The following is a 23,007-nucleotide window of genomic DNA, read 5'->3' as shown; positions in this document are numbered from 1 at the left end:
ATGAATGAATGGTGGTTATTAGCGTTACTCGTTACACTCACTCTTTTAGCTAGTATGGTAATTATTTACCCTTTAAGACGCCATTGGCTTGCTAGTTTATTATTAGTCCCAATTATTTTTATCCTGACATTTACTGGCTATTTCAATTGGGGTGGATTTGACAAGTGGCAGGACTATTTACAATTTCAAGAAAACCAGCAGAAAGCAAATGCTATGCTTAAATCGATTAAAAGCCCCCAAGAGTTAATCACTAAGCTACGTGCCAAATTGGATGATACGCCTAAGAGTGCGAAAGGTTGGTATCTTTTAGGTCGTTTGTACACTGGTCAAGAAGAAAAACAAAACGCAGTAGATGCTTTTGCGAAGGCTTATCAATTTGACCCGAAGGATGAGCAATATGCTGTTAATTATGCACACAGTTTATGGGTATTAAATAATCGACAGTTTACTGAGCAAGTTACACATATTTTTGTTAATTTATTAAAAAATAATCCTAATCAACCCGATGCTCTAGCAATGATGGCGATGAATGCTTATGTAAGTCGTGCTTACGAGGATGCTATCGCTTATTGGCAACGTTTACTTAAGTTAGCTCCTCAGCAGTCTGAAGAGGCTCAAGCGATTCGCAAGGCTATTGCTAAGGCGGAAGAGCAGATTAAGCTTAAAGAGACAAATATAGAGTGAGTGGGATTCAGAGCGCAGCGAATTCCTAATGATGCTGCGCAAAATATAAGACTACTTTATCGGAGTATCATAACAAGAATAAACATACCCAACTTTCTGCATATCCATGTCCGGATCCACAAACTCTGGATAAACCCGAGTCACGTGAGCATGAATGTTCCTCATATGGCTACGCAGTATACAATGACCATTCCGCTCAAAGATTTTTTCTGCAGTAAATGAACGTACTTCATCTTTGTATCTATAGAGTAGAGATGAACTGTTTTTCTGTTCTTGTCTAAAAATCTCGCTATTAAGGTAGTGACAGATTTCATGAACCAAGGTGCTGGCTATTTCTTCTACTGTGCGATCTGAGCTTAAATAGATATGTTGATCGTCGTAAATAATTCCTGAGTATTTTCCTTCAATAATTTTTACGGTTTCATCGGAAGGTGGGTAATCTGACGGAATAGTAATTTTCTCTTCCTGTAACAAATCTTCTTGTATTTGTTGATAATAACTGTGTGAGATATTAAAAAAAGAATTTACTGTAACTAGATTAGATTCTAGAACTTCTAATACTCGTTCTGCAACGATGGACTGATTGTTTCTGATTAATTCGATTGCTTCATTAAGTTTGATATCAAACTCATTTTTTCTCTTAGAGGATTTATCCGTAAAAATTTTAAAGAACATTCCTTTCTCCCTCTGGGTTTCTTATAGTTATTTAATTATAAGGGTATAACTAATGCTAGCTAAGCTTTGTAGGATATTCCAATTTTGCGTCCTTGTTGGCTAATTTAATGTCAAGCTACAATTTCATAAGAAATCTGCTAGTCTATAAGATAGACATCAGTATTTTAAGGAGAAAATGATGTATAAGAGGGTATTGTTTGCTACTGACTTTGATGAGGTTGGCGTATTGGCAGCCCATAAGGCAAAAAAAATTGCTGATGAAAATGGGGCTGATTTGATTTTAGTTCATGTGGTTGAACCTATTCCCGCTTATGCCTACCCGGGTTTTGCAGGCTTTGCTGAAGTGGAATTGTCTATTCGTGAACAAGCAGAAAAAGAACTAAATGAATTAGGCGATAAATTAGGGGTGGATGACCAACACCGCTTTATTGAATTTGGTTCTACAAAGAATGAAATATTAAGAGTGGCTAAAGAACGTAACATTGATTTAATTGTTACCGGTAGTCATGGAAAACACGGACTCTCTTTATTACTGGGTTCTACCGCTAACTCCATTTTGCATAATGCTCAATGCGATGTTTTAATTGTGCGTTCTCAGATTAGTGAAACCACAGATAGAAAATAGTAAGTCCCTATCCTCACTAAAAAGCCCATATTAGTATGTGAGCTTTTTAGTGACTTTTAGTCTGATTTAACTCCAAAGTAACTTCCGCGCCAGGCGCACAATTACCCTTTAAAACCTCAAAGGGACGAGCACAATTAACGAGGATTATATAAACCGCAAACAGTAATTCCCTGTTTCTTTCCCTTATCATTTCTCAATAAGCGAGAAAAGAAGTATACTATGACGTTTTAGTTTATCGATTGAATGATTCAATGAGATTGTTGCGTGGTATTCACCATTTTTCTGTTTTTGATAAGGGCGTGGTTGCAACTATTGGCAATTTTGATGGGGTTCATTTAGGACATCAAAATTTAATTAAAACCTTAAGGGCTAAGGCTAACGCCTTGAATCTTCCTTTAGTTTTAATTTTATTTGAGCCACAACCACGAGAATACTTTCAAAAGGAACAAGCTCCAGCGAGACTTTCTGGTTTAAGAGAGAAGTTGGATGTGTTGCGTCATTGTCAGGTCGACTATGTTTATTGTATTAAGTTCGATGACGTATTTGCACAAACTCCGGCAGCTGAATTTGCACGCAATTATTTATTTTCTACTTTAAACATAAAACATCTTCTTGTAGGCGAGGATTTTCGCTTTGGAAAAAACAGAGAAGGGGATGTAAACTTGCTTCAGCAGCTAAGTTCAGAGTATGGCTGTAATGTACATATTTATTCTGATTTTTGTATTAATGAAGACCGGATTAGCTCCACAAAAATTAGAACGGCATTAGGTGCAGGAGATTTAGAGTCTGCGGCTAAATACTTAGGTAGAACCTATAGTATTTGTGGGCGAGTAGTTTATGGAGCGCAACGTGGGCGTCAGTGGGGAATTCCCACTGCAAATATCGGTCTTCGGCGTTTGTCTGTTCCTTTGCAAGGGGTTTATGTGGTAAAGGCTTGTCTTGCATCCAAGCAAACAGTATATGGGGTTGCTAATATTGGAAAGCGACCTACAGTAGATGGCACCAAATGTGTTTTGGAGGTCCATTTATTTGATTTCGAACAGTCAATTTATGGAGAATTAGTGCAGGTGTTTTTCTTGCACAAGCTACGTGATGAGGTTAAATTCACTTCGGTGGATGCTTTGATCGAGCAAATACGTGATGATATTGAGGTGGCGAAAACATTCGTCAATAACCTAACGATTTCGTAAAGTGGTGGTCAGTTATGGCAGAATATAAAGATACATTAAACCTTCCTAATACTTCATTTCCAATGAAGGCAAGCTTGGCAACTCGGGAGCCAGAAGCTTTGGCCCAATGGCAGGAAAAGAAAATTTACGAACAAATTCGTAAAGCGCGTGCCGGCAGTAAAAAATTTATTCTGCATGACGGTCCTCCCTACGCCAATGGTCATTTACACTGTGGTCATGCCTTAAATAAAATTCTTAAAGACATTATTATCAAGTCTAAATCGTTTAGTGGATATGATGCACCTTTTGTTCCTGGTTGGGACTGTCATGGTTTGCCCATTGAATTGAACGTTGAGAAAAAAATAGGCCGTGCGGGTGATAAGGTTTCCGCTCGTGAGTTTCGTGCAAAATGCCGCGAATACGCTGGTAGCCAAATTGATATTCAACGTGAAGAATTTGAGCGCTTGGGTGTGTTAGGTGATTGGTATAATCCTTATGTCACTATGGATTTTCGCTATGAGGCCAATATTGTCCGTGCTTTAGGTTTAATGATTAAAAATGGCCACCTGCAGCAAGGATTTAAACCCGTCCATTGGTGTATCGATTGCGGCTCTGCTCTAGCAGAGGCTGAAGTAGATTACGAAGAAAAAACCTCCATATCTATTGATGTAGCTTTTAACGCGGTTGATCCAGAAGAGTTTATCAATCACTTTAATATTAAAGCAGATGTTAAAAAGTTGAGTGTTCCTATTTGGACAACGACTCCATGGACTTTGCCTGCGAATGAAGCGGTATGCTTGCATCCTGAAATTGAGTATTCTCTAGTTGATGCCGGAAGTTTTTATTTAGTACTGGCGACAGATCTTGTTGAATCTGCAATGGAACGTTACGGGATCACCGGCTACACCATTAAAAGTTCAGTTCAAGGTAAAGCCTTTGAGCATTTAAAATTGCAACATCCTTTTTACAGTCGTGTTGTTCCTGTTGTTTTAGGTGAGCATGTAACGACTGACTCCGGTACGGGAGCCGTACATACTGCACCAGCTCATGGTCCTGATGACTACTTAATTGGTAAAGCTTATAATTTACCCCTAATTAATCCAGTTAAGGCTAATGGCTGTTTTGCCGAAGATGTAGGTTTATTTTCGGGGCAGCATGTATTAAAGGTCAATGAACGTGTTGTTGAGGTATTGGCTGAAAATGGGGTTTTATTATCTAAAGGAACCATTAGACATAGTTACCCTCACTGCTGGCGTCATAAATCACCGATGATTTTTTTAGCAACGCCACAATGGTTTATTTCTATGGATAAAAACCAGTTAAGACCGGCGATTATAAAAGAAATTGATAGCGTGAACTGGGTTCCAGATTGGGGTAAAGCTCGTATTGGCAACATGGTTGAAAATAGACCTGACTGGTGCATATCAAGACAAAGAGCTTGGGGTACACCAATGCCATTATTTGTACACAGTACCAGCCGTGAATTGCATCCCAACACTCTGGAGTTCATTGAGCAGGTTGCTACGCGTATTGAGCAATTAGGAATCGATGCTTGGTTTGAAATGGATAAAGCAGAATTGCTAGGCGATGATGCACCATTTTACGATAAAATTAATGACACCATGGACGTTTGGTTGGATTCAGGTGTAACGCATTATTGTGTCCTACAGCAAAATAAAGAGTTGTCTTTCCCTGCAGATATTTATTTTGAAGGTTCTGATCAACATCGTGGCTGGTTTAACTCTTCATTGACCACTTCTGTGGCTATGTATGGTGTGGCGCCTTATAAAACCGTATTAACCCATGGTTATACAGTAGATGCTGAAGGTAGAAAGCTCTCTAAATCTAAAGGAAATTATGTAGCTTTAGATCAGATGGTTAACCAGCATGGGGCGGATATTCTACGTTTATGGGTATCTTCGACTGATTACCGTCATGAAGTAAGTATTTCGGATGAAATTATTAAACGTAATGCCGATGCGTATCGTAGAATTCGTAATACAGCTCGCTTTTTATTGGCGAATTTATTTGATTTTGAGCCTCAAGTAGATAGCGTTGATGCTAAGGATCTATTGGAGTTAGATAAGTGGGCGATTAAGCGTTGTCAGCTTTTACAAGAAGAAATTATTGCTGCTTATGAAAGCTATCAATTCCACGTTATTTATCAGAAAATTCATAATTTCTGTGCTGTGGACATGGGTAGTTTTTATTTGGATCTAATTAAAGACCGCCAATATACGTGTGCAAAACAAAGCAAGGCACGACGCTCCTGCCAAACAGCGATGTATCACATCATTAGAGCCTTTACTTTATGGTTGGCCCCTATATTGTCATTCACTGCGGAAGAGATTGCTAAGTTTATTCCTGGCTATACCAATGAGACGATTTTCACTGAGCTTTGGTATAATGAATGGCCGGCAGTTGAGGGCGTGAACATGGCTGAGTGGGAAGAATTGCATGTGATACGCGATGAAGTAAACAAAGCTTTAGAAGAAACACGGCAAAAAGGAGAAATTGGCTCTGCTTTAGCTGCGGAAGTTTCTTTATATGTTGAGAGCACTACTTTACCTAAGTTAACTCGTTTAGGTGAAGAATTACGTTTCTTACTTATTACTTCTGGTGCAACAGTACAGCCTATGAGTACTGCTCCTGCTGGATTAGCGACAACGGAATATGGTGTATCTATTTTAGTAGCACCGAGTGCTCATGAGAAATGCGCCCGTTGCTGGCATCGCAGACCTGATGTAGGACAGGATGTAAATCATCCAGAACTGTGTTTACGCTGTGTTGGCAATATTAGTGGCCAAGATGAAACGAGGCAATTTATATGAAAAAATGGCATTGGTTTGCGTTAAGTATTTTAATTATAGTTTGTGACCAGGCAAGTAAATACTGGGCTGGAGCTTCTTTAACTGCTTATAAACCTGTGCCCATTTTTCCTATGCTTAATTTCACTCTTGCATACAACACTGGTGCCGCTTTTAGTTTTTTAAATGGGGCAGGGGGCTGGCACCGTTGGTTTTTTGCCAGTTTTAGTTTAATCATGAGTGTGGTTCTTATTGTTTGGCTAATCCGCGCTTCGAATAAAGATCGCCTTTTATGCGCCGGGATTAGCCTTATTTTAGGTGGTGCCGTCGGTAATTTAATTGACCGCGCCTTTTATGGTTATGTGATTGATTTTATTGATGTGTATTATCAACATCACCATTTTGCAACCTTTAATGTTGCTGACAGTGCGATTTGTGTTGGTGCTGCTTTTTTTGTATTAGATGTTCTTATAAATCGGAAATAACCGGATAGAGTTGGTGCCGATGAGCCATCGAAGCCTGACCTACATCTAGTTGGGCTGTATAGGTACCCATAAGTAACATAGTCCATTGCTGTAGATTAGCAGCTTGATTCTGGTATCTATCAGTACCCAAGATTCGATGAATCCCGCGGGTCAAACCACGGGAATTCGAAAGTAGCTATAAATATTAATTCTCATCAGATGGTTATGGAGTATTAGGTATTAAACCAAAATACTTGTTGCAAGTGCGGCTAATTGTTTTTTATCGGGGTTATTAATCCCAACAGCTGCTACTGCAGGTAAATTCAGAAAATGCTCTGCTTCTTCCCATTCAATTTCAGCTGGGAATAGTTTTAATCCAGGCAAGCATTTATTCAGTATGGTACAAAAAGCTAAATCAGCAGGGAAGGGGCGAACGTGAACATAACCCAGGCTCATTGCGGCCATTGCCTCTGATATAGTTGCAATGCCAGGCAGATAATTCATGGAGTAAACCGTCGCTGTTTGCGCAATTGAGGGTAAAAATCCAGGACTCGTGGCAAAATGCACTCCCGCATGATAGCAATATTCTAATTGCTGCACCTCTGTTACTCGTGCAGCACCGATCTTAATTGATGGGAATTGGGCTATTGCTTGTTGCAAGAGTTTGGTTTCGGTGGAATTAATTTCAACCAATGAAAAACCTGCATGAGCAATTTGTGCTAAGCGCTCAAATAAAAAATTATCAACATCCAGAGAGATGATTATGGATTGATTGCCCAATAACGTATCTAAAATCATTTTAATTCCACCTGTTGATGATGAGCGAGACTTTTATAATAAACGGAGTAGGTGGGGCTGTAAAGCCTGGGATATTCCTAATCTTAATGATATTGATTTGCTGATCCAGTCATACGCTGAGCTAATAGGGTTACAGCTTTTGTTTGTTAGGTATGCAAATGAAAAGCTGGTTGCTTGCAATGTCACTTAACTCGAATTCCCGCGGCTTGAGCGCGGCAATTCGGTCCCTATCCGCGCCAAGCCCTACATAAATTAAGTGCAAGCAACCAGGCTAGATATTATTAATAACCTGTTTTAAATGGTGATGGGTTAAATGGTTTCATTTCTGGCTCTTCAGGTTTAGGAGCTGGCGGTTTAGGACCAATTTTTGGATGTGGGCCATCTAAAGGAGGTGACATTTTAACATCCTGTTGCAAATCTAAAGGACCTTTTTCTGTACTTACCCCTGGTTTGGATTGAACCGCTCCAAATCGTGACATATGTTGTAGCAAAGATTGCATGGTTGTATCAGGTAGAGGAGCAAGAGAAAGTATTTTGCCTACTCCTAAGCTTTTTAATAACTTAGTGAAATAATCCGTAACCTCTTTTTTATCTTTTTTATTTAAGGTTTTATCATCATTGATTTCATCAAATGCACGTTTCGATGAGAAACTAAAGAAAGGTATTACTTTATGAGAAATCTTAATTACTGATTGTGGTGGAGGTGGTAATGCCATTGATGGAGCCGGAGTCTTACCTGAAGCTGTCGGTGTAGGCTTTGGCGCAGCGTCTAGTTCTATTCCGGGATTTTGTTGGACAAAGGATGCCTTTACGGACTGTAAAAGAACTATTTTATTCTCAAGATTCATTTTTTCATCACGTTTTGCTTGAGTTTTTGCACTGACATCATCTAGGCGTTGATCCAGATTATGGAATTCTTTTTCCATCTTAAGTGTTTTGGTTACAGCCTTACTAACCGTTGAAATTTCATGTTCTGCTTTTTGGAAATCAGATGAGGCTTTAGCAAGTTGCTCTTTCGTCATGTCCTCAACTTTATCTTCTTTCTTCACTAGGTAATACTGTCCGTCTTTATTAATTACTTTTTTATCGTTGTTTACAATAAAGGTTGCTTCTTTGGCTGAAGGGACTTCTACACCGTTTGCATCATAAAATGATTTTTGTTGCGCACGTTGAGAACGTATGTCTTTTAGCTGTGCTAAATCAAGGTTTAACGCCACTTGTTGATCCAACAGCTCGCGTGCTTTGTCTTCACTTCCCGGTTCGTTACTGTCTAATATGTCTAAAATAACCTCAGTTTGACGATGAAGTTCCTCTTCTATCTCGTTCATTTGAGTATCGAGCTCTTCATCGGATAATAGTTCATAGCTTTCGATTTGTTCATGAAAGGCGGCCATTTGGTTTAGGAACAAATCATGTTTGTTATTCAGACGCGCTTTTTGTTTATGTAAGTTTTCGAATTCTTCAGTTAATTGAGATTCTTCTGCAGAGACTAATTTATGTTGTTCTTCACATTCTTTAATTGCGGCAATATAGCTATTTAAGGTTTGTTGTAGCATCTCTCTTGTAGGTGGTTCTTTTGAAGTTTTAGGTTGCTGTTTCTCATCAGGCTTACTTTGATGAATGGCCTTCGCATTTTGTTCTTCAATAAGCTCTCTAAGGTGGCTTGCTGCATGCCCTTTTTTTTCAATGAACCAAAGTAGCAGGTGTGCTTTGAGACGGTGCATTAGGTTTTCATGTTCGCGGAGTTCAAACATTTGTTGTTCTTCAATAGCTTCATCAAGTGCTACTTGAGCCTTGATTTCAGTCTTAAGACTTTCTCCAGCGGATGTTGATAAAAATGCTTTTACCTGGGTTGCATTATGAAGACCAAAACGACTTAAATTAATTGGGGAATCTGGGTCCAGATCTTTATCAGATGGCTCGGCAAAATACAGCGGTTGAGACTTAATTGCCTCGTCTAACCAGTGGTCTGCCTCGGGGTTGCTTGCCAGGGGATAATCGCGATCGGTGGTAGATTGGTATGTCATATATATGTTCCTAATTGCCCCATTTCTGTTAATTATACACAATATTGCCTAATAAAGCACCAGCTTTTTTGGCCTCTGCTGCGGGTATTAAATATTTTTACTATGATTTAACTATTTTTTATAGGATTAATTACTTTTTCTATGAAAATAAATAGATAAACCCTATCTGATACTGTTTATTGCAATTTACTGATAGCGTGTGATGGACTGGCTCTTTCCTCTACAGGCTGCTCTAAGGAAGGCACTGATGAAAACAAATCGTAATGAGTTGGCTCGATGCAGGCTGATTGTGGAGGGCTGTCTGGTTGTTCCAGTAAAGCTTTTAGCAAACAATGATGACTGTCTTGACGATGGGGAACAAGCTCATAGCGACTGGGCTTATCTAGAAAATAACGCTCATCGGTTAGTAAGGTATTTAATGTACTATTGGGGGCAACAAAGGCCCAGTGATGTAAATTTCGACGTTGGATTTCTATATACGAAAGCAAGTGTTGTTTTCCTCCACTTATCCCATTATCCATCCAATTAAATAAGATGGTTAATCCATCAGCGCTGCGTGCAAATAAGGAACCTGCAAATGGATCCCACATCGCCCCAAAAGTACAAAGAACCAGTCCCAGGGAATAAGCCAATACACGGGTTGGAGGATTAATAAGCATAATGCTTAGACGAATGCTCAATGAGCACATGTCGATTAGCGGTAGGATCAATAGATTTTTAAGTAATTGCAATATCGGTAAAAAGAGACCAAGTCCCGTATTTACACCCAGATTAATAAGGGTATTATCTGAAAAATGTACGAAGGGTGAACTAAAACCATAAAGTGGTGAAAAGCTAAAACTAGCAAGAAGATTAGGTCTTGGAGCTCTGTCAGCAAATGTCAGCAGTACCTTACCGATGGGTTCAATATGTCCTAGTATACCTAAAATTTTGGTAAGTAGATTTGTTATACCACGAAACGGTACATGAATAAAAAGAGAACCTATTCCAATTAATACAAGGGTAATGAGTGATAAAGACAAGTCGGAAATAGCTGCAAAGAATTGCTTGCTGAGTTTTTGGAACAAAGGAATATTCTTTTTGCCACCTTGAATAAATCCATCATGAAAACCATAATAAAATCCTTCGATAAAAGGAGCGACAAACAGTTTTCCCAGTGTGAGAAAGCTTTTGCAAGTCCATTTACACGTACCTAAAAACCAATCATCACCAGGATGCATGATGGTATCATACATTGCTGCACCACTCTTACCTCCTAAGGCAGCATAGTTTGTGTAGGGAAAATCCCCCATTTCTCTTTCTAAAGCTGGGATGGCTTTAGTCAAACCATAGCCTAAACTTAGTGCCAATGCGGCGATAATAGCAATTTGCACCGGATCTTCTTTAAGAACTTGAAAGGCTTCAATAAAAAACTTATCCATATTCCCACCCACAATCGTACTTTGCCAATATAAGACGGATACGGATACTGCTTGCGAGTAGGTGCCATGATTAAGTAGATGCCCCAGTTTTTGAGTGGGTTCTATGGCACTAATCAAACCGCTTAAGTGTAGTTTTATTAAAATATCTTCTAATTGCTTAGAGGCAAGAATGGCTCCTCCACCGAAAGAATATGCAGCAATTGCTAAGGAGCCAATTAGGGGATTACGTTCACTGGCATCAATAAAAATATTCCCTATGTGGCGAACAATATTGAGTATCCTATGCAGTGGATTATCATAGGTCGGGGGGATAGGGGGATGGTTTTCTTGGGCAATCACATAGGGATTATTACGAATTTGTTCTTTGATGAATTCCTCTAAAGTTTGGCCACTCATGAGCAGGCCTTTGTTTCTTAAGACTCGAGCCAATGAGTTTTTCTTGGGACTTCGGAGTTTGGGTTGAATAATCTGCTGTTGCGGAGTGTGGTGCGAGGCATGTACATGATTTACAAATTCTTCTTTTAAGTCATGAATAATAAATCGATGCATGCGTTTATAAAAATTAGAAAAGAAATAGGGAATGCGCGTTACGAAGGTTTTAAATTGCAAACTTGCTCGCTCAGGAAGATAGAGGTGCCGTTTGCAAACCTGGGCCAAGGTATAAAGATCTTGGCCTGTAGGTAAGGGATAGAAATGTTCTCCATGATTAAAATAACGTAATTCCGCTATTTTATTTTCTTGCCTTACTAGGATTCGTTGCTCTTTGGCAATAACCACGCAGTGGGCATGACCTTGATTACTCAGTATTTTTTTTGCTTGCTTTACATTATCGGCAAAAGTAGGCTCATAAGGACTTTGTATTAAATCGGCAACAAGCTGATTGATACTTGAATATGCTTTTTGATCAAGCCCCTGTAGTTTGTAATAGGGGGTGATTTGTATTAAGGAAATACCTTGTCGTGGTTGTTCCTCTTCAATTTTATGTTCGGGCTTGTTTTCCGAAGCCAGATGCTTAATCCAATCATGACCGTCATGCCACATTTTATAAAAAAATGAATGGATTTTTTCAAGCCGATTTGCCGGTACATCATTTAAACTGGGGGCGGGAGGAATTTCATAATAGTGACAAATAACCCTTAAGGCATCATCTAAATCCCGTTTATTATGCCCAATGTGTACTTCACTATCCCAGATGAAACATGGACTTTCAGTATTTGCTTTTTTGATTTTACTAAAATCCATTTGATCTTGACGCGAAACGGAATGAATACGACTAAACGAGTAATTTTGTGCAATTTTATAGGCATCAAAGAGGAAATCTCCCAATGAGCCTTCAGAAATCAAGGGATTATTAGCTAGCATGCGGTTTTTATCGCGGTACTGCTTAATAATACTAATGGCTTTCCGTCTTAATGCTTCTTGCTGTTCGTAATCATCGCTAGTTAAGCGGCGCTCCTCTTTTAATAAAGGGTGTAGCCCGTTAATGCAATCATTGGCGATTTGTAGTTTTTGCTCTTGTGGCAAGGAAAGAGGATGGGTATAACTTTCTGAACGGATGCAATAGCTTTGGACCTTATTAATAAGATCCGCAATTAACGATGAATGACGTTTTCCCGGAAGCCGTTTAATGAGCTCTGCCTGGTGCGTAAATAACATCAGTTGCACCGTTTTTTGATCGTGATTTGCGATAAGACGTATCCGATCATCATTGGGAAGGAGGTATTCCATTTTATAATGGCCTATGAGCACGGCTCCCGCCTCATCGCTAAATAGATTTCCGGCGACTGTTGGCAGCGCTTGATGACTAAAGGGGGTTATCATGAGTGGAATAATAACCTGGGTGTGTCCTTCAGTTGTGAGAAAATCAGCCATAGACTTTGTTCATTGTGCAGATATAGTTCAGCATACTTGGTTTTTATCTGAAATAGCAAGTAGGAGGTAATGATGTCTGGCTATTTGATGGGGGCACTGATAAAATGTCTTAAAAGTATACAGGAATAAATTAATGACTAGTTATTGTGGTTACATCGCCTTAGTTGGCAGACCGAACGTGGGAAAATCTACGTTGCTTAATCGTATTTTAGAGCAAAAAGTAAGTATTACATCCAAAAAACCGCAGACAACGCGGCATAGCATTTTAGGTATTCGTACAGAAGGCGATTATCAATTTGTTTATGTTGATACCCCAGGTATTCATCAGCAGGGAAATAAAAAAGCAATGAATCGCTTGATGAATAAAACTGCGATTAGTGTGTTACGTGATGTTGATGTGATCGCGTTTTTGGTTGATGGGACGCATTGGCAAGATGAAGATGAATATGTATTGAAGTTAGTTAAACAAGCCAACATACCCTGCATTTTAGTTGTTAATAAAGTGGATAAGATTGACGATAAAGCACAACTGTTGCCTTGGATGGAAGAAATGAGTCAGCGCCATGAGTTCGCGGCAATCATTCCCGTTTCTGCACGAACAGGAGTGCAGGTTACTGAGTTGCAGGACAAGTTGCAAACTTATTTGCCCGAAGGCCCTCATTTATTCCCGGATGACCAATTGACTGATCGCCCCACAAAGTTTCTTTGTTCTGAATTACTACGTGAAAAAATCTTCCGTTTTTGCGGGCAAGAATTGCCTTATGCAGTTACTGTAGATATTGAATCATTTAAAGACGAAGGGAACCTAGTACGTATTCATGCATTAATTTTGGTTGAGAAAGACAATCATAAACGGATGATTATCGGTGATAAAGGTCAGAAATTAAAAGAAATGGCAACTGATGCACGTATTGACATGGAACGACTATTGGGTAAAAAAGTGTTCTTACAATGCTGGTGTAAGGTAAAATCTGGCTGGGCTGATGATGAGCGTATGTTAAAACAATTAGGCTATGACTAGAACAATCGAAGCGTGGGTTGTACATAAGCAATGGACCGGGGATACCAGTGCAAGAGTAACTTTTTTTACTCGTGATTCCGGGCTGGTTCATTGCCTTTGCAAAGGAGGGCGTACTCCCAAAAAACAGGCTTTGTTACAAGCCTTTACTCCTTTATGGTTGACCGTTGATGAGCGTTATGAACGTTTGTATATGAAAACGGTCGAAAGTATTTCCCCATCTTTAGCCCTTGAAGGCCATGCCCTTTTTTCAGCATTATATGTGAACGAAATCCTTTATTATGTTCTAAGCCCCCAGGCTCCAGATCCCTCATTATTTGATGCCTATTTATTTACTTTGAATGGTTTAACTTTGGCGAAAGAACGTTTGGTGCTGGAGGTGTTACTGAGGCGTTTTGAATGGGCTTTGTTGAAATCCTGTGGCTATTCTTTTTCGTTAACGTATGAGGCTCGCTCAGAAGAGTTGATTCGTGTGGATAGACACTATCAGTTTATTGCAGGGGAGGGGTTTGTCTTGAGTGATCGGGGCATACCTGGTGCTCATATTTTTGCTTTAGCCCAAGATAATTTGGTGGAACCGGGGTGTTTGCATTCGGCAAAAGTGATTATGCGTAAGGCCGTTGATCACTTGCTAGGGGGAAGGGAGATTAAGGCTCGGGGATTGTATTTGGTGTAGGTTGGGCCATGGGCCCAACCTTCCGTAAGTTATCTCACTTCTTCCTCATCATCGTCTTCTTCATCCTCCTCAGACTGATCGCCACCATCATCTTCATCACCAAGGAACTCATCATAAACGATCTGGTTTGCCTCAAAGCCCAGGACTTTAAAATAATCATAGGACATATAAAAATCGCCTTTATCCCCAACCTGAGTCCCCCAGGAGTTACGTAAGGTGAATAAACCAGTATGGACACGGCCCAAATCATCAACCGCTGTTGCATTATCGTCATAGCCGGTAATAATCATTGAATGGCCTGCCATGAACGGGTATTGGTAGAGTTCACGCTCAATCGTTGTCGATAAAACCCAGGTATCATTAGCTACATGATGTTTGCCTACCGCGCCGGCAACACCTAAATCAATCGCGGGCAATAAGCTAATCATAGTAACTCGTTGCTCTCTATTAATTGCTTGCTTAATATCACTAATCAATTCTTGGGTATCTACCTCATTAGTAAGCATTGCTTTATAAGCATCAAGGATTGGTGCTGAATAGATCTTATTATCGATTAAGCCTTCACTGAGTTTATGGTAGCTATCAAAACTAATAGCTGTGGTTGGTGCTGGGTCCTCATTCCCTGGATATTCATTAAGACCACCACAGCCTACGGTACGTTGGGTTTCTTTAGAGACAAAACCATGATCTTCGAGTCTGCTTAAAATGCTGCGATTTAACGAGCCACTCCAACCACTAACTGAATAAGAATATTTATAATTTCCCAACTGGAGTAAACATAGCTGGCTTATGTAATCCCCTTTTCCTAAGATCGCATCAATAGCTGCGGTATTAGCAAAAGTGACACACGTGCCAAAATAGCCTTGATCAAGAACTGGAACACCATTCATTCCTAATTGGTTCTGCGCTGGCATAATGGATGGGATAAAGCTTTTTTGATGGGTGGCTTGAACTTTTTGTTGCATTGCTTCTATAGCATTACTTGATAATTTAAAATGCAACAGCTTGAGCCTTTTAGGCAGAGCAAACTGAGCTTTTCCGGCGGGTTTTAATGTATAATCTATAGTGCCTGCCGGCTCTATTTCAGTAGCAAATGCATTACCAAACAATGCGATACTTAACATAAGAACTTTATTAAACTGCATGGAGTAACTCCTTTATCTACTGAATCTATTAGTCAAAGTTAGCGCGAACAATTTGTTGCGCTTCGAGTACCAGAACACGGAAATAGTCATAAGACATATAAAAATCGCCTTGATCTCCCGCATCACTACCCCAGGAGCCGCGTAATGTCAGTAGGCCTTTATGTTTTTCTCCCATCTCATCTACGGAAATTGCGTCATTATCATATCCAGTGATTATCACGCTGCGATAATATAAGGTAGGGAAGTTATAGAGATCCCGTTTCATTTGGGCATTAAGAATCCAAGTATCATTCTTTTCATGATAAGAGCCCATAGTACCTAATCTGTTCCCATCTTTATAGAATGCTAAAAAGCCCATGGTAGCGCGATGTTCCTGGTTTATAGCTTTTTTGATCTCAATTAGGGTTTTTTCGGTATTTACCCGTTCACTCACTGATTTATGTAAATTTAAGAGCGGGAACCACATTATCGAGTCTCCGATAATATCGCGGCTAAGTCGATTGTAGGTTTCATAATTTATAAAAGGGGTATCAGGGTCTTCGCAGCCAGCACCTTTCTGATGCACTTTTCTGATGTATCCATAATTTTCAAGTCGGCTTAATGAATGATGCAATGTGAAACCAAAGCCCTTATTTGACGGATCCATATAATTACCTAATTGGATAAAGCAAAGTTGGCTTATATAATCGCCTCGACCCAATAGGGCATCAATTGCTGCTGTGCTAGCGTATGCCGAGTCATAATAGTTATCACCTTGATCAAAAACAGGAATATTGTTCATACCCAACTGCTTTGCTGTCGCGAGGCCTTCGTTTGCACGCATCTGGTTTGAGTGCTTTAGTGATTTCAGACGTGCTTGTACTAACGAATGTATTTTTTTGGTTACAGGATATTTAAGGGATGTCTGTGCAGTGGGCGTGGTGGCAAATGCATTGCAGCTAAACACTATACTCAAGAAAAGTGCTTTGTTAAGTCTCATAATTATTCCATTTTGATGAAAAATGAGCAGCATGGTAGCAAGTTTACTAAGCTAATGTAAAGCTCAGCTTGAGTTTAGATAGGCAGGAACATTATACTCTTCTTTTTACCTTGTGTGGTGCAAAATGAGTAAGCTGATTTTATTAGGTGTAAATATTGATCACGTAGCTACAGTGCGACAAGCACGTGGTACCCGTTATCCGGATCCTGTACAAGCGGCCATGGATGCTGAAGAAGCTGGAGCTGATGGAATTACCTTACACATGCGTGAAGACTTACGCCACATTCAAGCACGTGATGTGCGTTTGATAAAAGAAGTATTACAAACTCGCATGAATCTTGAATTAGCCGTAACTGATTCTATGCTTGAATTTGCAGAAGAAATATCTCCTGAGCATACTTGTTTAGTACCTGAAAAGCGTGAAGAAATAACAACTGAGGGTGGGTTGGATATTTTAACGCACCAAAAAACAGTTGAGCGTGCAGTGCGACGTCTGCAGGCAATGGGCAGTGAGGTTTCTTTGTTTATTGACCCCGATCTGGATCAAATCAAAGCTGCTGCAGATGTGGGGGCTCCTGTTATTGAATTGCATACTGGTTGCTATGCCGATGCCACTCATGTTGAGCAACAACAACACGAGTTAGAACGTATTAGACGAGCAGCGGAATATGCAGCCAGCCTAAACTTAATTGTTAACGCGGGTCATGGATTACATTATCACAATGTACAAGCGATTGCTGCAATTAAAGAGTTACATGAACTTAACATTGGTCATGCCATTATTGCGCGCGCTTTATTCTGCGGAATGAAAGAAGCCGTAAGACACATGCGTCAACTAATGCTGGAAGCGAGACTTTATGTTAATCCGTGACGTGATTGTTTTGAACGCCTAGAAATTTAGACTATGAAAAAGAATGGCCAGAATAATTATTACTGCAATAATATCCGTATTACTTGGCTCATAGTCAAATCCATAAGTAGAGCGTGTGTTCATCTTTTTAATAAAAATTTAAAAATTATTCTTTTAAATCATTCGTATATACAAAGAATCCCGGCAACTGCCGGGATCGGATAAAGGAGACTCATTGGACTCCTATAGAAAATGAGTGCACCATCATTTAGAGCTGACAATGGGTGGTAGAAACTAATGGCTCTACTTCCATACTTAAAATTTCATTTTGCATTTGCGCAAATTTCTCTGTATAAACTTTTCCTCTTAGTTTCTTATTGAGACAATCCTTTTTCTCTTTGTTATTTAACTGTAATAGCATTTGTACGTATTCATCGCTAACAGTTTCCGTATCCTCGTCAAGGCGATGGGTTATTGAGCCTTGTGTAACAAGCTCAACTAACTCGGTGAGGAAGGGATTTTTTTCTTTACTGGCGTTTTGGCTGATCGTCTCTAAAGATGTTTTGAGCAAGTGTAAAAACAAGGTCAGGCCTTCAACTGGATTAATGCTACCTCGCGAGACTGCTTGTAAAATCACTAAGGATTTTTCCCGACATAGTTGTTCGATGACGTCATCAAGGTCGTTCACAAAGGGGGGTAGCTCAGTAGTTGAGTTGAGACTATTCATTAAATGAGTGCCACTGAGCAGACAGGCCTTCGGTCTTTCATCTTTGTTTAAAATGGTTTCATCAATTAATGCAGGAAATATACTGTTATGGCAAGCTTCGCTAAGCAATAGGTTAGCTTCTGAGCTGCGGCCGCGGCCATGTTGCAGATAAGTATGGCCCAATACGGGACTCAGGTTTTTTTGATAATAAGCAATCATGGTATAAAAAAACAGATCCACACGCATATTCGCATGCTCCAGAATATTCTTTTTGGCGAGTAAAAGGAGTTGGGCAGCGGATTGTTCGTCTGGATTCAATTGTTCATTGCTTAACGGAAGGGCTAATGAGGCAGTATGGTTTTGTTGATAACTAAACTTTTGGCGCGCGCGTTGAGGGAATAATTTTTTTGCTGTTGTTTTTAATTGTTCGGCACTGCATTCTTGCGAGGAGAAAAACTGTAAATTAGCTGATTTTTTTTGCTTGGAGAGGCTTGATTGAATGGATGGAGCTGGCTTGCGTGCCGCTTCCTTGGACGATAGTGTAGTTTTCCCTTTAGTGTTAGGCATATGACGTCTCCTAATTATTCAGTCATGGTTAAGTAGTTAATGGTGCATGGTGAGCAAAGCCTCCTGTGGTTGAGAGATAATGAACTTTTAGAGTATCGGATAATTTTAGGGAAAACAATGTGCAGTCTTATTAATTTTTAGATTAGATTCGGATTTACTCTGTTTAAATAAAGTTTTTTTGCACGTTTATTTTGTAATTTGTTATAATTATGCCCTTGGGTGAAAAAGCCCTAACTTGAAGGAGATATGTAGAAGATGTATAGCAAAGGTAATGGTTTTTTCCCCCCGGCACTGGCAAGTTTTTCTATTGATAACCGCATTGAGCAACCTGATTTTGAAAAAAATCTTCCCTCAACAGTATACCAGCCATTCTTAGAGGGTTTATTTAAATTGTTAAGTATTGAGTTTCCTCGGCATCAATTTATCTTGACAGGTAGTGCTGCGAAACAATTACAAGATCCGACTAGGCCGAACCCTAATGATCTTGATTTTCTTATGGGAAATGAAGATTTAATTCAAGGCATATCACAAATAAAAGCAGTCTTAAAACAGATGAATGTTCAATTTACATTTGACGACATGCGCGGGACTTTAGTAGTGGTCCACGATGGTCATGCGATTAAGATTCAAGTAATTGATGCGCATACCAGTAATCATTGCTATCCACCCAAAGACCATTTAAACGATTTACGTGCTAATGGTTCGATTCGTATGCTTGCAGCTGAGGTAATTCCAGTGGTAGATATCTCTGATGACATCATTGATTTGGATGGGAATGAATTAATAGTTAACGAGGTAGAACTGTCTGATTTTTCAATATAATAGAGTGGGCGGTTGCTGATTTACAGTTTGTTTTCCATTTTTAAATAAAACATCGTCATTGCGAACGGAATGAACCAATCCAGAGTTCCTTGTTTCGAACTCCTGGGTGCCTCACTGCTACGTTCGTTGGAATACTGGTAGGGCCAGTCTAAAGTTTATAAACTGTTCCCTAAAATTAAAGCAAAAAAATCCCAGCAAGTGCCGGGACCAAGTAGAGGAGACCGATTTTAGTCGCGGCCTGAGAATGCGCTTAATATATTGAGCAGGCTCACGAACAAATTGTATATAGATACAAACAGACCTACTGTGGCAGCAATATAATTTGTCTCACCATCATGGATTATGGCGCTGGTTTGGAGCAGAATTAATCCAGAAGAAATCAGGATAAATGCTGCTGAAATAGCTAATTGCAATGCTGGGATCTGAATAAATATTCCAGCAATCATCGCTAAGACCGCCACCATCATGCCAACAAAAAGGAATCCACCTAGGAAGCTGAAATCTTTTTTCGTGGTTAAGGCATAACCTGAAAGGGCAAAGAAAATCATACCCGTACCACCGAGCGCGGTAGCAACTAGCTGAGGTCCATTACTAAAATTATGCATGTAAAAGTTCAATAGTGGGCCTAAGGTGTAGCCTAGAAAGCCCGTAAAGGCAAAAACACTAACCAGACCCCAAACACTATTTTGTAAGGCATGGGTTAAAAACATTAAACCATAAACCCCTACAATCATCACCAGGACGTTTACTGGGCGCGCACCACTTGCCATAGACATATAGGCAGTAAACGCACTAAATAAGAACGTTAAACTAAGCAGCAGGTAGGTATTGCGCAGTACCTTATTGCTGGACAGTGCCGATTCCCTACGTTGGCTAATCAGGGTAACATCATTTCGGTTCATCGTTTAGAACTCCTCTTTCGTTTATATTTATTCTAGCACATCTGGGGATAAGTTTCCTATATTTCAAGTAGTATAGGGCAATTTTGTCAAGAAATATTTGAATTTTTTTGAATTCCAAATTCTTTGAGGATCTATACTAGTCTATAGTATGATGAAAAATTCTTAATGCAGTAGATGAGGCGTACTATGGCTCGAGTTGCGGTGGCCCAAATGGTTTCTTCAGCAAATGTGATGGAGAATTTGCAGCACGTTGAAACCTTGATGGTGCAAGCACGTGAACAAGAAGCAGAATTAGTTTTATTACCTGAAAATTTGGCCTTTATGGGGCATAAGGATGTAGACAAGCTGCAGATTGGGGAAGTTTATGGCCAGGGCCCAATCCAGGAGAAGATAAGCCAGCTAGCAAAACGTTTAGGATTGTGGGTTATTGCTGGGACACTCCCTATCAAAGTGAGTAGTTCTAAGGTTCGTGCAAGTAGCTTAGTCTATGATAATCAAGGGCTTTGTGTGACACGTTATGATAAAATTCATTTATTCGATGTAAACGTTTCCTTACAAGAGAGTTATCAAGAATCTGCCACTATAGAAAGAGGACATGAGCTTGCCCTTGTGGATACGCCCATAGGCAAGGTTGGATTAACAGTTTGTTATGATTTACGTTTTCCGGAACTCTATCGGGAATTAGCGATTCAAGGTGCGCAGCTGTTCACTGTTCCTTCCGCATTTACAGCAATAACGGGTCAGGCTCATTGGGAGGTTTTATTGCGGGCAAGAGCGATTGAAAACCTTTGTTATGTATTAGCCGCCAACCAAGGAGGGCAACATGAAAATGGGCGATCTACTTATGGACACAGCATGATTGTTGATCCCTGGGGCAGGGTATTGGCTGAGCAAGAAGAAGGTGTTGGAATAGTCACCGCAGAGATTGATTTGCATGGTCTGCATCATTTGCGAAAAACCTTTCCAACGGTGGACCATCACGTATTAAATTTAAAGGGTACTTAAATGACAGAAGCATTAACTACAGCAAAAGAGATTCTACTGGCTCCAGCATCTTTGGATGAAACCGGTATTGAAAAACTGTTTAAGTCGATGATGAGTCATCATATTGATGATGCAGATTTATATTTCCAAAGCTGCAGTTACGAATCGTGGTATTTAGAAGATTCGGTAGTGAAAAGTGGCAGTTTTTCTTTAGATAAGGGCGTAGGCATCCGTGCAGTAAGTGGTGATAAAACAGGCTTTGCATATTGTGATGACATCCTTTTACCTTCAATGCTGCGTGCCGCCGATGCCGCTCGATCTATTGCCCTAGCTGGGGCGAAGGTTTTACAGCCGGTTCACATCAATACGGTTGCTGAATCACGTTATCATGGGCTAAACCCCATTGAAGGAATGAGTAAGCAAGAGAAAATTGCTTTACTTGAAGCTATTGATAAAGAAGCACGTAGTATCGATCCACGAGTAGTTCAGGTTAATGCCTCATTAAGTGGATGTTATGAAGTGGTTATGGTTGCTGATATGCATGGCAAGATGGTTGCTGATGTTCGCCCTTTAGTCAGTGTGAATGTAAGTGTTATTGTTGAGGATAAAAACGGCCGCCGTGAATCAGCTCGATCTGGGGGGGGCGGACGTGTCGCCTACTCTTATTTCACTGAAAAAGACAATGCCTTAAGTTACGCGCGCGAAGCGGTGCGGGAAGCTTTAGTTAATCTCGACGCTAAGCCTGCACCCGCAGGAACTATGCCTGTTGTTTTAGGGCCAGGTTGGCCGGGTGTGCTATTACATGAGGCTGTGGGGCATGGTTTGGAAGGTGATTTCAATCGTAAAGGGTTATCTGCGTTTTCAGGTCGCATTGGACAGCAAGTCGCAGCTCCGGGGGTAACTGTGGTTGATGACGGTACCTTAAAAGACCGACGCGGCTCTTTGACTATGGATGATGAAGGAACACCTTCTCAATGTACCACCTTGATTGAAGACGGAGTATTGGTAAATTATATGCAAGATAAACTGAATGCCAAGTTAATGGGTATGCAATCCACAGGTAATTGCCGACGAGAGTCTTATGCTCACGTACCTATGCCTAGAATGACCAATACTTATATGTTAGCTGGTCAGCGTGACCCAGAAGAAATTATTCGCTCAGTCAAACGAGGTTTATATGCAGTGAACTTTGGTGGTGGGCAAGTCGATATTACCTCGGGACAATTTGTTTTTTCTGCCAGCGAAGCTTATCTGATTGAAGACGGTAAGATCACCGTCCCTGTTAAAGGTGCGACCTTAATTGGTAATGGTCCGGATGTAATGAAAAAAGTCAGTATGATTGGTAATGATTTATCTTTGGATCGCGGGATTGGGGTCTGTGGTAAAGATGGCCAATCGGTACCTGTGGGAGTAGGGCAGCCTACTTTGAAAATCGATGCCTTGACCGTGGGTGGAACTAGTTGAAGCAAAGAGGCCAGTAGATTTAGCCCGTATTATACGAAGTCGTAATACGGGTTGTGATGGCAAAAATCCCCATATTAGGCTGCGCTAATTCGGGCTATGTTTTTGTTTGGCGTATTCATCTGAGTCATACCTGCAAGCAATTTAAGAAATTTCTTACACCACAACAAGTATTATTCATCAATATTCTTTCAGACTAATTCGTTATAATAATCATGTTTGGCGCAGCTGGAATAGCGACAGGATGTCGCACTTGATAAGGACAATTAACAGGGATTATTACAGCTGTCGCACAAACACGATGAAGCTTGCGACGGATAATTGCTGCATCACAAACTCCTCAAATGATTATTCT

Annotated in this window: 20 protein-coding genes; 11 read left to right on the top strand and 9 right to left on the bottom strand. The window is 40.1% G+C overall.

Annotated features, from left to right (window positions below):
* A complete protein-coding gene (locus tag E1P08_RS03890) occupies positions 1 to 684 on the top strand; it encodes a tetratricopeptide repeat protein (RefSeq protein ID WP_133135684.1) in 684 nt (227 codons plus the stop codon).
* Between the two features lie 51 nt (positions 685 to 735).
* Here the strand turns inward: E1P08_RS03890 and E1P08_RS03885 are convergent, their stop codons facing one another.
* On the bottom strand, positions 736 to 1,359 hold the full coding sequence (locus tag E1P08_RS03885) for a hypothetical protein (protein ID WP_133135683.1): 624 nt from the start codon (positions 1,357 to 1,359) through the stop codon (positions 736 to 738).
* Between the two features lie 178 nt (positions 1,360 to 1,537).
* On the opposite strand from E1P08_RS03885, the gene E1P08_RS03880 reads away from it, so the two are divergent.
* The 4 genes from E1P08_RS03880 (at position 1,538) to lspA (ending at position 6,445) form a co-directional block, all read left to right on the top strand.
* Entirely contained in the window at positions 1,538 to 1,984 is a 447-nt protein-coding gene (locus E1P08_RS03880; protein WP_133135994.1) for a universal stress protein, read from the top strand.
* A gap of 251 nt (positions 1,985 to 2,235) precedes the next feature.
* On the top strand, positions 2,236 to 3,174 hold the full coding sequence (gene ribF, locus E1P08_RS03875) for a bifunctional riboflavin kinase/FAD synthetase (protein WP_133135682.1): 939 nt from the start codon (positions 2,236 to 2,238) through the stop codon (positions 3,172 to 3,174).
* Positions 3,175 to 3,188: 14 nt separating this feature from the next.
* On the top strand, positions 3,189 to 5,984 hold the full coding sequence (gene ileS / locus E1P08_RS03870; RefSeq protein ID WP_133135681.1) for an isoleucine--tRNA ligase: 2,796 nt from the start codon (positions 3,189 to 3,191) through the stop codon (positions 5,982 to 5,984).
* On the top strand, positions 5,981 to 6,445 hold the full coding sequence (gene lspA / locus E1P08_RS03865) for a signal peptidase II (protein ID WP_133135680.1): 465 nt from the start codon (positions 5,981 to 5,983) through the stop codon (positions 6,443 to 6,445). The genes ileS and lspA overlap by 4 nt, the downstream gene beginning before the upstream one ends.
* Here the strand turns inward: lspA and E1P08_RS17120 are convergent.
* The 4 genes from E1P08_RS17120 to E1P08_RS03850 all read right to left on the bottom strand — a co-directional run bounded on the left by E1P08_RS17120 (position 6,429) and on the right by E1P08_RS03850 (position 12,542).
* The gene (locus E1P08_RS17120) at positions 6,429 to 6,575 is read right to left on the bottom strand and encodes a hypothetical protein (RefSeq protein ID WP_165485076.1); all 147 of its coding nucleotides are present in this window, start codon (positions 6,573 to 6,575) and stop codon (positions 6,429 to 6,431) included. The two genes, lspA and E1P08_RS17120, sit on opposite strands and share 17 nt — an antisense overlap.
* An 89-nt stretch (positions 6,576 to 6,664) precedes the next feature.
* Positions 6,665 to 7,222 carry a multidrug DMT transporter permease gene (locus E1P08_RS03860; RefSeq protein ID WP_133135679.1) on the bottom strand — a complete coding sequence of 186 codons (558 nt, stop codon included), beginning with the start codon at positions 7,220 to 7,222 and terminating at the stop codon, positions 6,665 to 6,667.
* A 281-nt stretch (positions 7,223 to 7,503) separates the two neighbouring features.
* On the bottom strand, positions 7,504 to 9,249 hold the full coding sequence (locus E1P08_RS03855; RefSeq protein ID WP_133135678.1) for a hypothetical protein: 1,746 nt from the start codon (positions 9,247 to 9,249) through the stop codon (positions 7,504 to 7,506).
* Between the two features lie 176 nt (positions 9,250 to 9,425).
* Complete coding sequence (locus E1P08_RS03850; protein WP_133135677.1) at positions 9,426 to 12,542, bottom strand: hypothetical protein; 3,117 nt, start codon at positions 12,540 to 12,542, stop codon at positions 9,426 to 9,428.
* A gap of 133 nt (positions 12,543 to 12,675) precedes the next feature.
* Here E1P08_RS03850 and era point away from each other — a divergent pair, with 133 nt between their 5' ends.
* On the top strand, positions 12,676 to 13,563 hold the full coding sequence (era, locus tag E1P08_RS03845; protein WP_133135676.1) for a GTPase Era: 888 nt from the start codon (positions 12,676 to 12,678) through the stop codon (positions 13,561 to 13,563).
* The gene (recO, locus tag E1P08_RS03840) at positions 13,556 to 14,236 is read left to right on the top strand and encodes a DNA repair protein RecO (protein WP_133135675.1); all 681 of its coding nucleotides are present in this window, start codon (positions 13,556 to 13,558) and stop codon (positions 14,234 to 14,236) included. The genes era and recO overlap by 8 nt, the downstream gene beginning before the upstream one ends.
* A 29-nt stretch (positions 14,237 to 14,265) precedes the next feature.
* Here recO and E1P08_RS03835 read toward each other — a convergent pair whose 3' ends face one another.
* Positions 14,266 to 15,381, bottom strand: coding sequence for a C1 family peptidase (locus E1P08_RS03835; RefSeq protein ID WP_133135674.1), 1,116 nt, complete (start codon positions 15,379 to 15,381; stop codon positions 14,266 to 14,268).
* A gap of 28 nt (positions 15,382 to 15,409) precedes the next feature.
* Positions 15,410 to 16,360 (bottom strand): C1 family peptidase, encoded by a 951-nt coding sequence (locus tag E1P08_RS03830; protein ID WP_133135673.1) that lies wholly within the window; start codon positions 16,358 to 16,360, stop codon positions 15,410 to 15,412.
* 124 nt (positions 16,361 to 16,484) lie between these two features.
* On the opposite strand from E1P08_RS03830, the gene pdxJ reads away from it, so the two are divergent.
* Positions 16,485 to 17,231 (top strand): pyridoxine 5'-phosphate synthase, encoded by a 747-nt coding sequence (gene pdxJ / locus E1P08_RS03825; RefSeq protein ID WP_133135672.1) that lies wholly within the window; start codon positions 16,485 to 16,487, stop codon positions 17,229 to 17,231.
* A gap of 247 nt (positions 17,232 to 17,478) precedes the next feature.
* Here the strand turns inward: pdxJ and E1P08_RS03820 are convergent, their stop codons facing one another.
* Positions 17,479 to 18,483, bottom strand: coding sequence for a hypothetical protein (locus tag E1P08_RS03820; RefSeq protein ID WP_133135671.1), 1,005 nt, complete (start codon positions 18,481 to 18,483; stop codon positions 17,479 to 17,481).
* Positions 18,484 to 18,738: 255 nt separating this feature from the next.
* On the opposite strand from E1P08_RS03820, the gene E1P08_RS03815 reads away from it, so the two are divergent.
* On the top strand, positions 18,739 to 19,305 hold the full coding sequence (locus E1P08_RS03815) for a hypothetical protein (RefSeq protein WP_133135670.1): 567 nt from the start codon (positions 18,739 to 18,741) through the stop codon (positions 19,303 to 19,305).
* 227 nt (positions 19,306 to 19,532) lie between these two features.
* Here E1P08_RS03815 and E1P08_RS03810 read toward each other — a convergent pair whose 3' ends face one another.
* Positions 19,533 to 20,207 carry a Bax inhibitor-1/YccA family protein gene (locus E1P08_RS03810; RefSeq protein ID WP_133135669.1) on the bottom strand — a complete coding sequence of 225 codons (675 nt, stop codon included), beginning with the start codon at positions 20,205 to 20,207 and terminating at the stop codon, positions 19,533 to 19,535.
* A gap of 186 nt (positions 20,208 to 20,393) precedes the next feature.
* Between E1P08_RS03810 and E1P08_RS03805 the strand changes: the two genes are divergently transcribed.
* Both E1P08_RS03805 and tldD read left to right on the top strand, forming a co-directional pair.
* A complete protein-coding gene (locus E1P08_RS03805; RefSeq protein WP_133135668.1) occupies positions 20,394 to 21,212 on the top strand; it encodes a carbon-nitrogen hydrolase family protein in 819 nt (272 codons plus the stop codon).
* Positions 21,213 to 22,655, top strand: coding sequence for a metalloprotease TldD (tldD, locus tag E1P08_RS03800; protein WP_133135667.1), 1,443 nt, complete (start codon positions 21,213 to 21,215; stop codon positions 22,653 to 22,655).
* Positions 22,656 to 23,007 lie beyond the last annotated feature (352 nt).

The sequence above is a fragment of the Legionella rowbothamii genome, assembly GCF_900639985.1.
Taxonomy (GTDB): Bacteria; Pseudomonadota; Gammaproteobacteria; order Legionellales; family Legionellaceae; genus Legionella; species Legionella rowbothamii.
This window is presented reverse-complemented; position numbering and strand designations above follow the sequence as displayed.

What these genes read in the sequence shown, in the direction of transcription:
- E1P08_RS03890 (WP_133135684.1), top strand. Translation starts at nt 1, where the DNA reads ATGAATGAATGGTGGTTATTAGCGTTACTCGTTACACTCACTCTTTTA.
- E1P08_RS03885 (WP_133135683.1), bottom strand. Translation starts at nt 1,359, where the DNA reads ATGTTCTTTAAAATTTTTACGGATAAATCCTCTAAGAGAAAAAATGAG.
- E1P08_RS03880 (WP_133135994.1), top strand. Translation starts at nt 1,538, where the DNA reads ATGTATAAGAGGGTATTGTTTGCTACTGACTTTGATGAGGTTGGCGTA.
- ribF (WP_133135682.1), top strand. Translation starts at nt 2,236, where the DNA reads ATGAGATTGTTGCGTGGTATTCACCATTTTTCTGTTTTTGATAAGGGC.
- ileS (WP_133135681.1), top strand. Translation starts at nt 3,189, where the DNA reads ATGGCAGAATATAAAGATACATTAAACCTTCCTAATACTTCATTTCCA.
- lspA (WP_133135680.1), top strand. Translation starts at nt 5,981, where the DNA reads ATGAAAAAATGGCATTGGTTTGCGTTAAGTATTTTAATTATAGTTTGT.
- E1P08_RS03860 (WP_133135679.1), bottom strand. Translation starts at nt 7,222, where the DNA reads ATGATTTTAGATACGTTATTGGGCAATCAATCCATAATCATCTCTCTG.
- E1P08_RS03855 (WP_133135678.1), bottom strand. Translation starts at nt 9,249, where the DNA reads ATGACATACCAATCTACCACCGATCGCGATTATCCCCTGGCAAGCAAC.
- E1P08_RS03850 (WP_133135677.1), bottom strand. Translation starts at nt 12,542, where the DNA reads ATGGCTGATTTTCTCACAACTGAAGGACACACCCAGGTTATTATTCCA.
- era (WP_133135676.1), top strand. Translation starts at nt 12,676, where the DNA reads ATGACTAGTTATTGTGGTTACATCGCCTTAGTTGGCAGACCGAACGTG.
- recO (WP_133135675.1), top strand. Translation starts at nt 13,556, where the DNA reads ATGACTAGAACAATCGAAGCGTGGGTTGTACATAAGCAATGGACCGGG.
- E1P08_RS03835 (WP_133135674.1), bottom strand. Translation starts at nt 15,381, where the DNA reads ATGCAGTTTAATAAAGTTCTTATGTTAAGTATCGCATTGTTTGGTAAT.
- E1P08_RS03830 (WP_133135673.1), bottom strand. Translation starts at nt 16,360, where the DNA reads ATGAGACTTAACAAAGCACTTTTCTTGAGTATAGTGTTTAGCTGCAAT.
- pdxJ (WP_133135672.1), top strand. Translation starts at nt 16,485, where the DNA reads ATGAGTAAGCTGATTTTATTAGGTGTAAATATTGATCACGTAGCTACA.
- E1P08_RS03820 (WP_133135671.1), bottom strand. Translation starts at nt 18,483, where the DNA reads ATGCCTAACACTAAAGGGAAAACTACACTATCGTCCAAGGAAGCGGCA.
- E1P08_RS03815 (WP_133135670.1), top strand. Translation starts at nt 18,739, where the DNA reads ATGTATAGCAAAGGTAATGGTTTTTTCCCCCCGGCACTGGCAAGTTTT.
- E1P08_RS03810 (WP_133135669.1), bottom strand. Translation starts at nt 20,207, where the DNA reads ATGAACCGAAATGATGTTACCCTGATTAGCCAACGTAGGGAATCGGCA.
- E1P08_RS03805 (WP_133135668.1), top strand. Translation starts at nt 20,394, where the DNA reads ATGGCTCGAGTTGCGGTGGCCCAAATGGTTTCTTCAGCAAATGTGATG.
- tldD (WP_133135667.1), top strand. Translation starts at nt 21,213, where the DNA reads ATGACAGAAGCATTAACTACAGCAAAAGAGATTCTACTGGCTCCAGCA.